Source organism: Microbacterium sp. Leaf161, assembly GCF_001423645.1.
GTDB classification, from domain to species: Bacteria; Actinomycetota; Actinomycetes; order Actinomycetales; family Microbacteriaceae; genus Microbacterium; species Microbacterium forte.
This window is the reverse complement of sequence record NZ_LMOW01000001.1, coordinates 1-16,337: the sequence shown is the minus strand read 5'-3', so window position 1 is coordinate 16,337 and position 16,337 is coordinate 1. Positions and strand designations below refer to the sequence as shown.

Annotated in this window: 14 protein-coding genes and 1 riboswitch; of the genes, 12 read left to right on the top strand and 2 right to left on the bottom strand. The window is 68.9% G+C overall.

Features of this window, described 5'->3' with window-relative positions; all coding sequences use genetic code 11:
* Positions 1-17 precede the first annotated feature (17 nt).
* Positions 18-111, top strand: a riboswitch (TPP riboswitch).
* The 8 genes from thiM (at position 102) to argH (ending at position 10,026) form a co-directional block, all read left to right on the top strand.
* A complete protein-coding gene (gene thiM / locus ASF87_RS00070; protein WP_082508866.1) occupies positions 102-950 on the top strand; it encodes a hydroxyethylthiazole kinase in 849 nt (282 codons plus the stop codon). It overlaps the preceding riboswitch by 10 nt.
* On the top strand, positions 947-3,097 hold the full coding sequence (locus ASF87_RS00065; protein ID WP_056373285.1) for a bifunctional hydroxymethylpyrimidine kinase/phosphomethylpyrimidine kinase: 2,151 nt from the start codon (positions 947-949) through the stop codon (positions 3,095-3,097). The genes thiM and ASF87_RS00065 overlap by 4 nt, the downstream gene beginning before the upstream one ends.
* A 244-nt stretch (positions 3,098-3,341) precedes the next feature.
* Complete coding sequence (gene argC, locus ASF87_RS00060; RefSeq protein ID WP_056373283.1) at positions 3,342-4,394, top strand: N-acetyl-gamma-glutamyl-phosphate reductase; 1,053 nt, start codon at positions 3,342-3,344, stop codon at positions 4,392-4,394.
* A complete protein-coding gene (gene argJ, locus ASF87_RS00055) occupies positions 4,391-5,548 on the top strand; it encodes a bifunctional glutamate N-acetyltransferase/amino-acid acetyltransferase ArgJ (RefSeq protein ID WP_056373281.1) in 1,158 nt (385 codons plus the stop codon). Before argC ends, argJ begins: the two co-directional genes overlap by 4 nt.
* Positions 5,545-6,462 carry an acetylglutamate kinase gene (gene argB, locus ASF87_RS00050; protein WP_042536571.1) on the top strand — a complete coding sequence of 306 codons (918 nt, stop codon included), beginning with the start codon at positions 5,545-5,547 and terminating at the stop codon, positions 6,460-6,462. The genes argJ and argB overlap by 4 nt, the downstream gene beginning before the upstream one ends.
* Positions 6,459-7,670, top strand: coding sequence for an acetylornithine transaminase (locus tag ASF87_RS00045; protein WP_056373279.1), 1,212 nt, complete (start codon positions 6,459-6,461; stop codon positions 7,668-7,670). Before argB ends, ASF87_RS00045 begins: the two co-directional genes overlap by 4 nt.
* Entirely contained in the window at positions 7,667-8,596 is a 930-nt protein-coding gene (argF, locus tag ASF87_RS00040; RefSeq protein WP_056373277.1) for an ornithine carbamoyltransferase, read from the top strand. The genes ASF87_RS00045 and argF overlap by 4 nt, the downstream gene beginning before the upstream one ends.
* On the top strand, positions 8,596-10,026 hold the full coding sequence (argH, locus tag ASF87_RS00035) for an argininosuccinate lyase (RefSeq protein WP_056373275.1): 1,431 nt from the start codon (positions 8,596-8,598) through the stop codon (positions 10,024-10,026). The genes argF and argH overlap by 1 nt, the downstream gene beginning before the upstream one ends.
* Positions 10,027-10,144: 118 nt before the next feature.
* Here the strand turns inward: argH and ASF87_RS00030 are convergent, their stop codons facing one another.
* On the bottom strand, positions 10,145-10,732 hold the full coding sequence (locus tag ASF87_RS00030; RefSeq protein ID WP_056373273.1) for a DUF1349 domain-containing protein: 588 nt from the start codon (positions 10,730-10,732) through the stop codon (positions 10,145-10,147).
* Between the two features lie 59 nt (positions 10,733-10,791).
* Here ASF87_RS00030 and ASF87_RS00025 point away from each other — a divergent pair, with 59 nt between their 5' ends.
* The 4 genes from ASF87_RS00025 to ASF87_RS00010 all read left to right on the top strand — a co-directional run bounded on the left by ASF87_RS00025 (position 10,792) and on the right by ASF87_RS00010 (position 14,576).
* Positions 10,792-11,436, top strand: a complete 645-nt coding sequence (locus tag ASF87_RS00025) for a SatD family protein (RefSeq protein WP_056373271.1) — start codon at positions 10,792-10,794, stop codon at positions 11,434-11,436.
* On the top strand, positions 11,433-12,332 hold the full coding sequence (locus tag ASF87_RS00020; RefSeq protein ID WP_056373269.1) for a hypothetical protein: 900 nt from the start codon (positions 11,433-11,435) through the stop codon (positions 12,330-12,332). The genes ASF87_RS00025 and ASF87_RS00020 overlap by 4 nt, the downstream gene beginning before the upstream one ends.
* A 52-nt stretch (positions 12,333-12,384) precedes the next feature.
* Positions 12,385-13,686, top strand: a complete 1,302-nt coding sequence (tyrS, locus tag ASF87_RS00015; RefSeq protein WP_157549970.1) for a tyrosine--tRNA ligase — start codon at positions 12,385-12,387, stop codon at positions 13,684-13,686.
* 92 nt (positions 13,687-13,778) lie between these two features.
* Positions 13,779-14,576, top strand: a complete 798-nt coding sequence (locus ASF87_RS00010; RefSeq protein ID WP_056373267.1) for a DUF4184 family protein — start codon at positions 13,779-13,781, stop codon at positions 14,574-14,576.
* On the opposite strand, the gene ASF87_RS00005 is transcribed toward ASF87_RS00010, so the two are convergent.
* The gene (locus ASF87_RS00005) at positions 14,561-15,889 is read right to left on the bottom strand and encodes a CoA transferase (RefSeq protein WP_235558827.1); all 1,329 of its coding nucleotides are present in this window, start codon (positions 15,887-15,889) and stop codon (positions 14,561-14,563) included. The two genes, ASF87_RS00010 and ASF87_RS00005, sit on opposite strands and share 16 nt — an antisense overlap.
* Positions 15,890-16,337 lie beyond the last annotated feature (448 nt).

Here is a 16,337-nt window from a genome sequence, read left to right as displayed (position 1 = left end):
GCGCTCGCTAGACTGCGAGCAGTGACACGGGGTGCCGCATCCGCGGCTGAGAACAGACCCGTCGAACCTGATCTAGTTCGTACTAGCGAAGGGATGTCGCATTGAGCGATCGTCTGCGTCCTGAATCCGAATCGACCCTGGCTGCCACGGCCGGAGAGCTCCTGTCCGAGCTGCGCGAGAGTCCACCTCTGACCCACTGCATCACCAACAGCGTCGTCACGGGGTTCACCGCCAACGTGCTGCTCGCCCTCGGCGCGGCACCGGCGATGGTCGACATCGTCGACGAAGCAGGAATGTTCGCCGGGGTGGCGTCCGGCGTCCTGATCAACCTCGGAACGCCGACCCCCGAGCAGCGGGCGGCGAGCCTCGAAGCCGCGGCCGGTGCCGTCGCCGCGGGCGCTCCGTGGGTGCTGGATCCCGTCGCGATCGGCGCACTCCCGGTGCGCACAGCCCTCGCCCACGAGCTGATCGCCTCGCGCCCCACGGCGATCAGGGGGAACGCATCCGAGATCCTCGCGCTCGCCGGACTCAGCGCAGGCGGCCGGGGTGTGGACGCGACAGACACGACAGACGATGCGGCAGAGGCAGCGCTCTCACTCGCCGCGCGTCATGGCTCTGTGGTCGCGGTGTCTGGACCGGTCGACCTGGTGACCGATGGCGTCCGTCTGCTGCGCATCGCGAACGGTCACGAGCTGCTCACCCGGGTCACCGGCGGCGGGTGCGCGCTGGGCGCGGTCATGGCCGCGTTCCTCGGCGCGGCGCGCTCGACCTCTGCCGATCCGCTCACGGCGGTGGCGTCGGCGAGCCTCGTCTACACGATCGCCGCCGAGAGGGCCGCGGTGCACGCCTCGGGCCCCGGCACCTTCGCTGTCGCTCTGCTCGACGCGCTCGCCGCCGTGCAGCCGGCTGACCTGGTGGCCTCCGCGCGCGTTCAGGAGAGCGCGCTGTGATCGCCGACCTCTCGCTCTACCTCGTCACGGATCCGGGCCTCTGCGGTGAGCGGGGTGTCGTCGAGACCGTGCGCCTCGCTGTCGACGGGGGAGTGCGCATCGTGCAGCTGCGCGACAAGATCGCGACGGATGCCGAGACCGCCGATCAGCTGGTCGAGCTGTCGCGCGTGATCGCCGGCCGTGCGATCCTCCTGGTGAACGACCGGGTCGATGCGGCGCTCGTCGCTCGCGCTCGGGGAGCTCGCGTCGACGGCGTGCATCTCGGTCAGGGCGATGCGTCGGTACTGCGGGCGCGCGAGCGACTGGGTGCCGAGGCGATCATCGGGTTGACGGCGAACACACCCGACCACTTCGAGACGGTGGCGGCTCTGCCCGCGGGCGTGGTCGACTACCTCGGCGTCGGTGTGATCCGCCCCACCGACACCAAGCCCGACCATCCGCCGGTTTTGGGCATCGACGGCTTCCGGTCGCTCATCGAGACGTCCGCCGTGCCCTGCGTGGCCATCGGCGGCGTGGACATCGATGACACAGAGCGACTCCGCGACGCGGGCGCGGCCGGCCTCGCGGTGGTCTCGGCCATCTGCGCCGCGGTCGATCCGAAGCAGACGGCGCAGAGTTTCCTCCGGCGGTGGCGAGCGTCAGGCACGCCGCGGGTGCTCAGCATCGCGGGCAGCGATCCATCGGGCGGCGCGGGAATCCAAGCCGACCTCAAGTCCATCGCCGCGAACGGCGGGTACGGCATGGCGGCTCTGACCGCACTCACCGCTCAGAACACCGTGGGCGTGCGGGCGGTGCATGTGCCGCCCGCGGAGTTCCTGCGGGAGCAGCTCGATGCGATCTCAGACGACATCGTCATCGATGCGGTGAAGATCGGCATGCTGGCGAATGCCGACGTGATCCGTGCGGTCTCCGACTGGCTCGATGCCATGCGGCCGCCGATCATCGTGCTCGACCCGGTGATGGTCGCGACCAGTGGCGACCGGCTTCTCGACCGGGAGGCCGAGGTCGCGCTGCGCGGACTCCTCGAGCGCGCGCATGTCGTGACGCCCAACCTCGCCGAGCTCGCCGCGCTGGCCGACCATCCGATCGACGGGTGGGATGACGCGCTCGCGGCGGCAGCTGCGCTCTCCGACCGTGTGGGCGCGGCGGTGCTCGTGAAGGGAGGGCATCTCGACGGCGACGACGTTCCCGACGCGGTGATCGACGCTGCCGACGGAGTGAGTCGGGGGTATCCGGGCGCGCGCATCGCGACCCGCAACACGCATGGCACCGGGTGCTCCCTCTCGTCCGCCCTCGCCACCCGCCTCGCCAGGGGCGAGTCCCTCACCGACGCGGTCGCCTCGGCCCGTTCGTGGCTGCGTGAGTCTCTGACGGAGAGCGATGCGCTCCACGTCGGACGAGGACACGGGCCGATCAACCACTTCGGCGGCCTCTGGCGACGTGGCGGACTCGAGACCACCCCCGACCGGGCGCACATCCGCGATCAGTGGTGGGAGCGGATCGCGCACCTGCGGGCAGATATCGACGAGCTGCCCTTCGTCGGCGCTCTCGCCGACGGGACACTCGACCGCGAGTGGTTCCTGTTCTACCTTCGCCAGGACGCGCTCTACCTCCGGGAGTACGCGAGGGTCCTCGCCGAGGCGTCTCGGCTCGCACCGACACCGCACGAGCAGGCGTTCTGGGCGGAGTCGGCGCACGGGGCGATCGCCGGAGAACTCGAACTCCACGCGTCGTGGCTGACCCCCGGTGCGGGCGTGGAGGCGGAGACTTTCGCCGCTGATCCGGCCCCCGCGACCGTCGCGTACCTCGACCATCTGCGATCCGTCGCCTTCGGCGCAGACTACGCAGAGCTCATCGCCGCCCTGCTTCCCTGCTTCTGGCTCTACACCGATCTCGGGACGCGTCTGCACGCGGGGGCGTTCGGCGAGTACGCACGCGATCCGCAGCATCCCTATGCGTCGTGGCTCGCGACCTACGCCGATCCGGCCTTCGAGGCGGCGACAGAGCAGGCGGTGGGCTACGTGATGGACGCGGCGGCGCAGTCGGATGCCCCGCGGCGTCGACGGATGCTCCGAGCGTTCGAGGTCTCGAGCGCCCACGAGCTCGCGTTCTTCGCGGCGCCAGCGCTCCACGTGCCTGCTGGATGACGGACCGGATTTGCGCATGCCGCGACGAGCGCGCTATCGTCGCGACATGCCTTCGGCCGCCACCGCAACTCTGACGCTCGCTCCGAGCGCCATCGCGGTGCGCCGACGCCGCAGCGGCCGCCGACTCTAGGCGACCCTGCGCTTCTGCCTGCGTACGCACGGCGGTCGAGTGCCGGTGTCGCCGCCCCGGTTCCCGACACTGCACCCCGCGTTCGCCGAGGGGTCCGACCGTTAAGGTAGAAGCATGACGTACTCCGTCGCCGTCTCCGGCGCATCCGGCTACGCGGGCGGCGAGATCCTGCGCCTCCTCGCGTCTCATCCCGACATCGAGATCCGCACCGTGACGGCTCACTCGAACGCCGGTCAGCCGCTCGTGCAGCATCAGCCGCACCTGCGGTCTCTCGCTCACCTCACTCTGCAGGACACCACACCCGAGACGCTCGCAGGTCACGACATCGTGTTCCTCGCTCTGCCGCACGGTCAGTCGGGTCAGTACACGGACGCGCTCGGCGACACCCCGCTGGTGATCGACGCCGGGGCCGACCATCGCCTCACCTCGCAGGCGTCCTGGGATGCGTTCTACGGCGGCGACTTCCACGAACCCTGGGCCTACGGGGTCCCCGAGCTGCTCGTCGACGGCATCAAGCAGCGCGAGACGCTGCGCGATGCGAAGCGGATCGCCGCCCCCGGATGCAACGCATCCACGGTGAGTCTGAGTCTCGCTCCCGGCGTCGCAGCGGGAGTGATCGACGCGGGAGACATCGTCTCGGTGCTCGCCGTCGGCCCCTCGGGTGCGGGGAAGAGCCTCAAGACCAATCTGCTCGCCAGTGAGATCCTCGGCAGCGCCAATCCCTATGCGGTCGGCGGCACCCACCGGCACATCCCCGAGATCCGCCAGGCGCTCGCCGCGGCATCCGGTGCTGCCGCCGACGGCATCCGCATCTCCTTCACCCCTGTGCTCGTTCCGATGTCGCGGGGAATCCTCGCCACTTCGACCGCGCCGATCGCCGGTGACGTCAGTAACGCGGAGATCCGCGCCGCCTGGGAGGACGCCTACGGTGACGAGACGTTCGTGCAGCTGCTGCCCGAGGGGCAGTTCCCGCGCACGGCCGATGTCCTCGGCGCGAACACCGCACTCATCGGCCTCGCGATCGACCGTGCTGCGAACCGCGTGACGGTGGTCGCCGCGGTCGACAACCTCGTCAAGGGCACCGCAGGCGCTGCCATCCAGTCCATGAACCTCGCGTTGGGACTTCCCGAGTCCCGCGCCCTCTCAGTGAACGGAGTCGCACCGTGAGCGTCACCGCCCCCGCAGGATTCGAGGCGGCCGGAGTCGCCGCCGGCCTCAAGTCGACCGGCAAGCCCGATGTCGCAGTGGTCGTCAACCGCGGCCCGCGCAAGGTCGGCGCCGCCGTGTTCACGAGCAACCGCGCCAAGGCCAACCCGATCATCTGGTCGCAGCAGGCCGTCGCCGATCGCGTGGTCGAGGCCGTCGTGCTCAACTCGGGCGGAGCGAACTGCTTCACCGGCAGCTTCGGTTTCCAGACGACGCACCAGACCGCCGAGAAAGCGGCGGAGCTGCTCGGCGTCAGCGCCGGCGACGTCCTCGTCTGCTCGACGGGTCTCATCGGGGTCGGAGACGAGGTCTTCCGCGGCAAGGTGCTCGCGGGCACCGAACAGGCGATCGCCGAGCTGTCGGCCGACGGCGGCGACGTCGCGGCGGAGGCCATCATGACCACCGACAGCGTCTCGAAGACCGCTGTCGTGAGCCGGGACGGCTGGACGATCGGCGGCATGGCGAAGGGCGCGGGCATGCTCGCCCCGGGCCTCGCGACGATGCTCGTCGTCATCACAACGGATGCCGTGCTCGAACCTCTCGAGGCCGACGCGGCGCTGCGATTCGCGACCGGCACGACGTTCGACCGCCTCGACTCCGACGGCTGCATGTCGACCAACGACCAGGTCACGCTGCTCGCCAACGGTGCCTCCGGGGTGACCCCCGACCTCAAGCACTTCTCGGCTGCCCTCGCCGAGCTCTGCCTGGAACTCGCGGTCAAGCTGCAGGGCGATGCCGAGGGCGCGAGTCACGACATCACCATCGAGGTGCGGCACGCCGCCAGCGAGGGGGAGGCCGTCGAGGTCGGCCGCTCGGTCGCCCGCAACAACCTCTTCAAGGCCGCGATCTTCGGCAACGACCCCAACTGGGGTCGGGTGCTCGCCGCGATCGGCACGACCAACGCGCAGTTCGACCCGTACGACGTCGACGTCTGGATGAACGGCGTCCGCGTGTGCAGCGAGGGCGGCCCCGACCGTCCGCGCGAAGAGGTCGACCTCACCCCTCGCGCCACGCACCTCGTGATCGACCTCAAAGTCGGCGAGGCCACTGCGACGATCCTCACCAACGACCTGACCCACGACTACGTGCACGAGAACAGCGCCTACGCCTCATGACCGACATCCAGGACACCACGCCTGACGTCGCCGCCGTCAAGGCCGCGACGCTCATCGAGTCGCTCCCGTGGCTGAAGAAGTTCCGCGACCAGATCGTCGTCGTGAAGTACGGCGGCAATGCGATGGTCTCGGACGAGCTGCAGGAGGCGTTCGCGCAGGACATCGCGTATCTGAGGTACGTCGGCGTGCTGCCGGTGGTCGTGCATGGCGGTGGGCCCCAGATCTCCGACATGCTGCAGCGCCTCGAGATCCCGAGCGAGTTCAAGGGCGGCTACCGGGTCACCAACACCGAAGCGATCAGCGTGGTACGCATGGTGCTCACCGGCCAGGTGAACCCGCAGCTCGTGTCGAAGATCAATTCGCACGGCCCGATCGCCACCGGGCTCAGCGGTGAAGATGCGGGGCTGTTCGGCGGGCGTCGTCGAGGTGTCGTGATCGACGGCGAGGAGATCGACCTCGGCCGTGTCGGCGATGTGGTGGAGGTCGACCCGACGCCCGTGCTCGACCACCTCGCGGCCGGACGCGTTCCCGTGGTCTCGAGCATCGCCCCCGACCTCGATCACCCGGGCCAATCGCTGAACGTGAACGCGGATGCCGCGGCTGCCGCGCTCGCCGTGGCTCTCAAGGCGCGCAAGCTCGTCATCCTCACGGATGTCCCCGGACTGTACGCCGACTGGCCCAACCGCGACTCTCTCGTGTCGCACCTCACGTCGGAGGCTCTCATCGAGATGCTGCCGACCCTCGAGTCGGGCATGATCCCGAAGATGAAGGCCTGCCTGGACGCGATCGAGGGCGGCGTCGACGCCGCCGCGATCATCGACGGACGCGTGCCGCACTCGGTGCTCGTCGAACTCTTCACCAGCAAGGGAATCGGAACAGAAGTGGTCATGGGAAGCGCAGGAGTGAAGGCATGAGCAACTGGCAGGATGACGCAGCGAGCGATCTGGTCCTCAACGCAGGCCCCCGACTGGCGATGCTCACCCGTGGGGAGGGGTCGTACCTCTGGGACTCCGAGGGCAAGCGCCACCTCGATTTCCTCGCCGGCATCGCGGTGACCTCGCTCGGGCACGCGCATCCGGTGTTCGTCGAGGCCGTATCGACGCAGGCCGCGACCCTCGCGCATGTGTCGAATTACTTCGCGACCCCGTCGCAGCTCGCGCTCGCCGCACGGTTGAAGCGCCTGGCCGGTGCCGGGATCGACGGGCGCGTGTTCTTCTCGAACTCCGGCGCCGAGGCGAACGAGGCCGCGTTCAAGCTCGCCCGCCTGCACGGCGGAACGGAGAAGCCGCGGATCATCGCACTCGAGAACGGATTCCACGGCCGCACCATGGGATCCCTCGCGCTCACGGCGAAAGCGGCGATGCGTGCGCCCTTCGAGCCGATGCCCGGCGGAGTCGAGCACATCCCGGCGACGATCGAGGCACTCGAGACCGCGATCGACGACCGTGTCGCCGCCGTGATCGTCGAGCCGATCCAGGGCGAGGCCGGCGTGGTCGAGCTTCCTGAGGGGTACCTCCAGGCGGCTCGGTCGCTCACCCTGAAGCACGGCGCGCTGCTCATCGTCGACGAGATCCAGACCGGCGCGGGGCGCACGGGTGCCTGGTTCGGCTTCAGCCACGAAGGCATCACGCCTGACGCCATCACACTCGCGAAGGGCATCGGCGGCGGCTTCCCGATCGGTGCTCTCGTCACCTATGGTGCGGCGAGCTCGCTCTTCACGCCCGGCTCGCACGGCTCCACGTTCGGCGGCAACCCGCTGGCGACGGCCGTCGCCGACGCGGTGCTCACCGAGATCGAGAGCGCAGGCCTCGTCGACAACGCCGCGCGCCGTGGCGAAGAGATCCGCGAGATCATCGCCGACATCGACTCGCCTCTCGTCACGGGAGTGCGTGGCCGAGGACTCCTGATCGGGGTCGCTCTGGGCGCCCCCGTCGCGAACGACGTGGTCGCGGCTGCACAGGAGCGCGGTCTCATCGTGAACGCCGCCAACCCCGAGACCGTGCGCATCGCGCCCGCCCTCACCATCGGAGACGCCGAACTCGCCGAGTTCCGCGAGCTCTTCGCCGCGTCGCTCTCCGACGTCCAGACATCCCTCGCCGAATCCGGAAAGGCCCTCGCATGACCCGCCACCTGCTGCGTGACGACGATCTGACCCCCGCTGAGCAGGCGGAGATCCTCGATCTCGCCATCGAGCTGAAGAAGGACCGCTGGGCGAACAAGGCCCTCGAGGGCCCTCAGACGGTCGCGGTGATCTTCGACAAGTCGTCGACGCGCACCCGCGTCTCGTTCGCGGTCGGCATCGCCGACCTCGGCGGGTCGCCGTTGATCATCTCGACCGCCAGCAGTCAGCTGGGCGGCAAGGAGACCCCCTCCGACACCGCGCGCGTGCTCGAGCGGCAGGTCGCGGCGATCGTCTGGCGCACGTACGCGCAGGCGGGGCTCGAGGAGATGGCCGCCGGCACGACCGTGCCCGTCGTCAACGCGCTCTCGGACGACTTCCACCCGTGCCAGCTGCTCGCCGACCTGCTCACGATCCGCGAGCACAAGGGCGATCTGAAGGGGCTCACCCTGACGTTCTTCGGCGACGGTCAGAGCAACATGGCGCACTCGTACGCGTTGGCCGGGGTGACCGCGGGAATGCATGTGCGCATCGCCTCGCCCGCCGACTACGCGCCGCGCGCGGACGTCGTCGAGGCGGCCGACCGCCGCGCCGCGGAGACCGGCGGCTCGATCACCCTGTTCACCGATGCGGTCGAGGCAGCGGCCGGCGCCGACGTCGTGGTCACCGACACCTGGGTGTCGATGGGCAAGGAAGAGGAGAAGCTCGCGCGCATCCGCGATCTCGGTGGCTACAAGGTGACGCCCGAGACGATGGAGATCGCCGACTCGGAGGCCATCTTCATCCACTGCCTTCCCGCCGACCGAGGCTACGAGGTCGACTCCGAAGTCATCGACGGACCGCAGAGCGTCGTGTGGGACGAGGCCGAGAACCGCCTCCACGCACAGAAGGCCCTGCTCGTCTGGCTGCTCGACAAGAAGGACGCATGATGGTCGACGCGAAGAACGACGGCACAAACGAGGGCGCGCTGTGGGGTGCTCGTTTCGCGAGCGGACCGTCTCCTGAGCTGGTCGAGTTGAGCCGGTCGACGCATTTCGACTGGATCCTCGCACCGTACGACATCGCGGGCTCGCACGCCCACGCGAAGGCGCTCGAGGCCGCCGGCTACCTCGAACCCGACGAGGCGGCGAGGATGCACGAGGGGCTCGACGCCGTGGCGCGCAAGGTCGCCGACGCCACGCTGCTGCCCGTCCCGTCGGATGAAGACGTGCACGGGGCTCTCGAGCAGGCTCTGATCGCAGAGCTCGGGCCCGAGCTCGGCGGGCGTCTTCGTGCCGGCCGCAGCCGCAACGATCAGATCGCCACGCTCGTGCGGATGTACCTGATCGACCACGCCCGAGTGATCGCGCGAGACCTCCTGCGGGTCATCGACGCGCTCGTCGCACAGGCGGAGGCTCACCCCGACGCGATCCTCCCCGGACGGACGCATCTGCAGCACGCGCAGCCGGTGCTCCTCGCGCACCATCTGCAGGCCCACGGGTGGCCGCTCGTGCGCGAGCTCGAGCGTCTGGTCGACTGGCGTCGCCGCGCCGGCGTCTCGCCCTACGGCGGGGGAGCCCTCGCGGGTTCGACGCTCGGACTCGACCCCGCACTGGTCGCATCCGAGCTCGGACTCGACCGCCCGGCCGAGAACTCGCTCGATGGAACCGCGGCGCGCGACGTCGTCGCCGAGTTCGCCTTCATCATGGCGATGACCGGGGTCGACATCTCGCGACTGAGCGAGGAGATCATTCTCTGGAACACTCGCGAGTTCGGCTTCGTCACTCTGCACGACGGGTACTCGACGGGCTCGAGCATCATGCCGCAGAAGAAGAACCCCGACATCGCCGAGCTCGCTCGCGGCAAGTCTGGGCGCCTGATCGGCAATCTCTCGGGGCTGATGGCGACGCTCAAGGGGCTTCCGCTCGCGTACAACCGCGACCTGCAGGAAGACAAGGAGCCCGTCTTCGACTCGGTGCAGACCCTCGAGGTCGTGCTGCCGGCTTTCGCCGGGATGATCGCGACGCTCCGGTTCGACACCGAGCGCATGGCCGCCCTCGCACCCGAGGGGTTCTCGCTCGCGACCGACGTCGCCGAATGGCTCGTGAAGCGCCGTGTGCCGTTCCGCGATGCGCACGAGATCTCCGGCGCGCTGGTGCGCGCCTGCGAAGAGCAGGGCATCGGCCTCGAAGACGCATCCGACGAGCTGCTGATCTCGGTGTCGCCCCACCTCGTGCCCGAGGTGCGCGAGGTGCTCACGATCGAAGGATCCGTGGCCTCCCGCACGGGCGTCGGCGGAACGGCTCCCGTCCGGGTCGCCGAGCAGCGTGCTGAGCTGGTCGCCAGAGCACAGGCGGCCGCGCACGCTCTGGGGCTCTAGCCGACGCGCAGGCGAAGCGCTCCGCATGACCGCAGACGGCCCGCGAAACTCTCGGCGAGAGTTCCGCGGGCCGTTTCGGCGCTCCGCAGAGCGTCTGGTCCGTGGGTGTCCGTGGGACTCAGTGCAGTGCGACGTCGGCGGCCGAGCGCGTCCAGCGGGTGAAGCGAACGACGAGTCCGGAGCGAGTGGGGCCGGCGAGGAACGGACCGGCGGATGCGGCGGCCCCACCGTCGAACGGCGCCACCCGCACCAGGCGCCATTCGCCGTCGTCGGCGCGTGCACGCACGATCACGGCATCCGGCCAGCGGCTCACACGGACCGTGATCTCGCTGCCGTGCCAGTCGTCGACGTAGCCGACCGACCAGTCCGAGCGGATGTCGGTGACGACGGCGCCGAGACCGAGATGGTCGTCGGCGTACTCGACGCCCGCCTTGATCCAGTGCTCGTCGTCGATGCGCACGAAGATTCCGGCCTGGTCGAACTGTCCGTCCCAGGGGGCACGGAACGATACATCCATCGCCTCGCCCACGGCCAAGGGAGCGAGCAGCGCGTGCTCGGTGTCGTGCACGAACCCGTAGGCGGTGTGCCGCCAGGCGTCACTGCCTTCCACAGCTGTCACGTCGAGGTGGTCGTCGCCGTGGGCGAGGTGGGCGGGAGCGTGGGTCCAGGATCCGTCGGACCAGGGGATGATGTCTGATTCAGGCATGTTCTCATGCTATAACCAAATAGGGCATAAATGAAAGTTATTCGTGATACGGTTATCACATGGTCATCGCCGTACTCGCCGACATCGTGGGCTCTCGCAAGCTCGACGATCGGTCGGCGGCGCAGCGCATCCTCGACGACACCATCGCTCGTGTCGAGAAGCATCTGCCCCTCGCGCACCACGCGCTGACGCCCACGGTAGGGGATGAACAGCAGGGCGTCTACCTCGAACTCGAGGACGCGATGGTGTCGCTGCTGATGATCCAGCTCGCGCTTCCCGATGGCATCGCCTTCCGCTTCGGGATCGGTATCGGAGACGTGAGTTCTGTCGACTCCGTGCACGGCGAACTCGCCGACGGACCGGGGTGGTACGCGGCACGCGCCGCGATCGAGACCGTGCACGCGAGGGAGAACCGCACCGTGCCGCGCACGCGGACGTGGATTGTCGGAGCCCCGGGGCAGGATGAGGTCATGGAGAGCACCATCGCCGCGTCGAACGCCTACCTCCTCGTCCGCGACGAGCTGGTCGGGGCGATGAACGAGCGTGAACGGCGTCTGACCTATGGGCGCCTGGTCGGCAGATCGCAGCACGACCTCGCCGCTGAGGAGGGCATCTCGCAGCCCAGCGTCTCGAAGTCGCTGCGCAGCGCCGGCAGCGCCGCCCTCATCGAAGGGGTGGCCGCGCTGAGGGGGTCGAGCGCATGATCGTCGCCGGATTCATCCTGCTGGCCGTGGGCTCAGCCGATCTCGTGCGCCAGTTCGCCCCACGCCGATGGGTCGGCTACCTCACTGTCGCAGTGATGCTCCTTCTGCTCGGCAGCGTGAGCGACGCCCTGCTGCCCATGGTCCTCGGCCTCGTGGTCGGCGCGCTCTGGGTGTGGTGCATGCCGGCGGAGAGGCGCGCGCCCCTCGGTTTCTGGCCCGCCGTGCTGCTCGGTGTGCTGAGCATCGGATCGGTCGTGTGGCTGGGTGCTCGCACGGATGCCGGTCTGATCGGGTCTGTGTGGAGTGTGCGCTCCCCGTTCGGAGAGATCCCTTTCGATCTCGCGCTCCTCACCATGGGCACAGGGGTGTTCCTGTTGGAGTCCGCGAATCTCGTGGTCCGGGCAGCGCTCGACGGCGAGCACACGTGGCGGCCTGCCGAGTTGAGGCGAGCCGCGGTGCTCGACTCTCCAGACGAGCAGCCGACTGCTTCCGACACCCCGGTCGCGCATCCGGTGGCCCCTGGCGCCCAGGCTGACGACGGCGCGATCGGAGTCATCGGTGAGGCCGGCGTGGGTGCGGCAGACGCGGTGGCGGCAGAGCAGTCCGAGCCGGCGGGCGAAGCCGACGCCGTGCCCGCACGCGATCCCCGGGCGGGTTTCAAGGGCGGGCGACTGATCGGCCCGCTCGAACGCATTCTCGTGATGCTTCTCACCCTGGCCGCCGCGTATCCGATTCTCGCCGCGATGCTGGCAGCCAAGGGAATCGTCCGCTTCCCGGAGATCTCTCGAGACGGGGAGACCGGAGCCCGCGCAGAGTACTTCCTCGTCGGCAGCCTCGTGAGCTGGGTCATCGGGTTGGGTGCCGCATTCCTGGTGTGGTGGGCGGCGCACAGCTGATCGGACGCCGTCACGGCGATTCGCCTGCCCGACCGCTGATAGCCTGAGGCGCGTGTCGAATTCCGCTCTGACGACCGCCCCGCCGGCGATCGACCCCACGTTCGAGAACGTGTGGGACGAACTGCTGTGGCGCGGCCTCGTCCACGTGTCCACTGACCAGGAGGCGCTGCGCGCCCTTCTCGCCGGGGACCCGATCACGTATTACTGCGGTTTCGACCCCACAGCTCCCAGCCTGCACCTCGGAAACCTGGTGCAGCTGCTGACGCTGCGTCGCATTCAGCTCGCCGGCCACAAGCCGCTCGGCCTCGTCGGCGGCTCCACCGGTCTGATCGGTGACCCTCGACCCACGGCGGAGCGCACACTCAACACCCGTGAGACGGTCGAGGAGTGGGTGGGGCGCCTCCGGACCCAGGTCGAGCGCTACCTGAGCTTCGAGGGCGAGAACGCGGCCCGAATCGTCAACAACCTCGACTGGACCGCGCCGCTGTCGGCGATCGACTTCCTGCGCGAGATCGGCAAGTACTACCGTGTCGGCACGATGCTCAAGAAGGATGCTGTCGCCGCGCGTCTGAACTCGGATGAGGGCATCAGCTACACCGAGTTCAGCTACCAGATCCTGCAGGGGATGGACTTCCTCGAGCTCTACCGGCAGTACGACTGCGTTCTGCAGACGGGCGGCTCAGACCAGTGGGGCAACCTGACCAGCGGCACCGACCTGATCCGTCGCGCCGAGGGGGCTTCCGCGCACGCCATCGGCACGCCGCTGATCACCAACAGCGACGGAACCAAGTTCGGCAAGAGCGAGGGCAATGCGATCTGGCTCGATGCCGAGATGTGCAGCCCGTACCGGATGTACCAGTTCTGGCTCAGCACGGCGGACGCCGACGTGATCGAGCGGCTCAAGGTGTTCACGTTCCTGACCCGTGCCGAGATCGAGGAGTACGAGGCTCTCGTCGAGTCCGAGCCGTTCCGGCGTGCAGCGCAGAAGCGCCTCGCGCTCGAGGTCGTGGCGACCGTCCACGGGATTGATGCGACGGCCGCCGTGATCGCGGCATCCGAAGCGCTGTTCGGTCAGGGTGACCTGACCGCTCTCGACGCGTCGACGCTGCGTACCGCCCTCGAGGAGCTCCCGCACGCGACAGTCGACGCCGGATCACCGGTCGTGGATGCGCTCGTCGCCACTGGGCTGGTATCCAGCCTGTCCGAAGCGCGCCGCGCGATCAGTCAGGGCGGGGTGTCGCTCGACGGCGCACGCGTCGAGGACGACTCGGCCACAGTCCAGGGGACTCTTCCGGGCGGGGTCTCCGTGCTGCGTCGCGGCAAGAAGACTCTCGCAGGAGTCTTCCTCGGCTGATGATCTGTTGCTGATCGTGTGACGGCGGTCGTCTGAGGATTCTCGGGCGACCGCCGTCACGCTTCCCCCCACCCAGCTCGTCAGGAGAGCCGATGCCGTTCACGCCGAGTCACGCGCTGGTCGCCCTGCCCTTCATCCGCACCCCGCTCGTGCCCGCCGCGATCGCGATCGGAGCCATGACGCCGGACCTTCCCCTGTTCCTCAGGGGGTTCGGCCTCCCGTATTCGTTCACCCACACGTTCGGCAACGTGCTCTGGACAGCGCTGGTCGCGTTCGTTCTGTTCCTGCTCTGGCGCGTGGTGCTGCGCCCGGCGGTCGGCGAGCTGTCGCCGCTCTGGCTGGCTCGGCGACTGCCCGCCGGGTGGTCGCAGTCCGGTGTCGAGGCGGCGCGAGCGGCCGTCGGCATCGGGGCGCAGAGTCGGCTGTATCCGCTCATGCTCGCGGCGTCGCTGGTTCTGGGTGTCCTGACGCACATCGTCTGGGATCTGTTCACGCACGAGGGGCGATGGGGAGTGGATGCGCTTCCCGCACTGGACGACATGTGGGGGCCGCTCACCGGGTACAAATGGCTGCAGCACGGATCGAGCGTGATCGGGTTGCTCATCATCGGCATCTGGGCGATCCGCCGGCTGCAGAGCGCCGACCCTCGCGAAGACGTCGAGCGCGCGATGCCGGCAGCCGTCCGGCTCGCCTGGTGGCTGTCGCTTCCCGCAGTGCTGGTCACCGCCTGGATCCTGGGATACGCGGCATACGGACCCTTCACCGAAGGGTTCACGTATCAGCATCTGGCCTATCGGATGCTGCCGCCGGCGTGTGCGCTGTGGGGTGTCCTGACACTCGCACTGTGCCTCTCGCTGCCGTTGTTCCGCCGCCTTCACCAGCGCGGCTGATCCGACCCCCAGGGGTGGGGAGCCGCGAACTCGAGGCCGGGAAGCGCAGACGCGGCGGTGGTGACCATCTGCCCGGCGACATCGAACACGGAGGTGTGGGCGGCGAGGTCCGGCTCCCGCCCCGCTTCCGGCTGTGAGGACCGCGACATGCCGAGAAGCTCGGCTGCCACGCGACGCAGTGAGGTTCGCACCACCCAGCCGCCGCCCTCACGCCGCCGTCGGTCGAGCAGCGAGACGACCGCGGCGGCGAGAAGATACCCCGTGCTGTGGTCGAGGGCCTGTGCGGGCAGAACCCCGGGGCGATCGCCGTCGGGGGTCTCGATCATGGCTATCCCGGACTCCGCCTGCACCAGACTGTCGAAACCGGCTCGGGACGGCTCCTCGATTCCCCACGCACTGAGCTGGGCGACCACCAGCGCCGGATGCCGTTCGAGGACTGCAGATGCAGAGAGACCGAGACGATCGAGGGATTCCGGCCGATACCCCAAAACGACGACGTCAGCCGCAGCGAGCAGCTCCTCGAACCGATCTGTGCGGGCCTCGAGCAATGTCGTCCTCTTGCCGTGGCCGGTATCGAGGTGCTGCCATTCGGGTTCGACCAGGCGCGGCGGGTCGACGCGAAGCACGTCGGCGCCCAGAAGTGCGAGAGTGCGGGTGCAGACGGGGCCGGCGATCACTCGTGTGAGGTCGAGCACTCGCACGCCGGCGAGAGGCGCGAGACTGTGCCGATGATCGATCCCGTGTCGGGCGGGGCGAGGTGCGAGACCGATCCGCTCGACCTGGAGCAGGGGAGTGGCGCGCAGTCTCGCGTCACGCTCTGGGGCCTCCGGCAGCACAGGCACAGCCAGCCCGCGTGCGAGCGTGATCCGCTCGACCGCCTCGGTGACACTCAGCGGCAGGATGGCAGTGCGCACATCGTCGGCGTCGGCGTCGGCGGTCAGTCCGAGTCCGGCCTGCAGGCGCATCGCGTGGTGCGGATAGTTTCCGTGCGTGCGGATCCACCCGTCGGAGGCTCGGAAGAACCCCGAGTATGGCGACCAGACATCGGGGGAGAGACCATCGATGCTCAGAGCCCGATCACTCCGGTACGCGGCGGCGATGCGATCGGGGTCGGGAGGCAGGCTTATGCCGGACGCCAGACAGACCGCGCGCACGCTCGCCCATGCCAGATCACCCGTTGCCAGGCGCGACGGGAGGGGCACGGCATGAGGGGGCGGGGCAGCGCTGGCGGCGGGGTGCGGCTCGATGCCGAGCTCTGCCCACACCCGGTCCAACAGCCCGAGAGCGGGGTCGAGATTCGTCGGCTCGTTCACGCTGCGATCGTACTCGTGGCGGCGATGTGAGACGAATACCGGCGCTGGACTGGGAAAAGATCCATCGAACGATGCGGCGACACGCCCGGGGGTGGTGGCCCGATTTGCCAGAACCCCGGAACCCACGTAACTTATTACTTGTTCGCCCCACAGGGAAGCGGAGAGGCCGAGAGCCTCACCCCCCTCAAGTGGAGAACCACCTCCCGATCCACTCACTTGTGAGAACAGGCGCTTGCGCCTAGGATGGGAGATCCACCCCCTCTGCGGCTGTCACCGGCTGCGTACCGGATCCAAGATCCGCACGGCGCGCTGATTTGACAAGCGGGACGGGATGGCTAAGATAGAGAAGTTGCCCTTCGGGCCTGGTTGTGATGACTGGGTCGTGGGAGCATCCGATCCTTGAGAACTCAACAGCGTGCACTTGTCAAATGCCAAATTATCCTCGTCT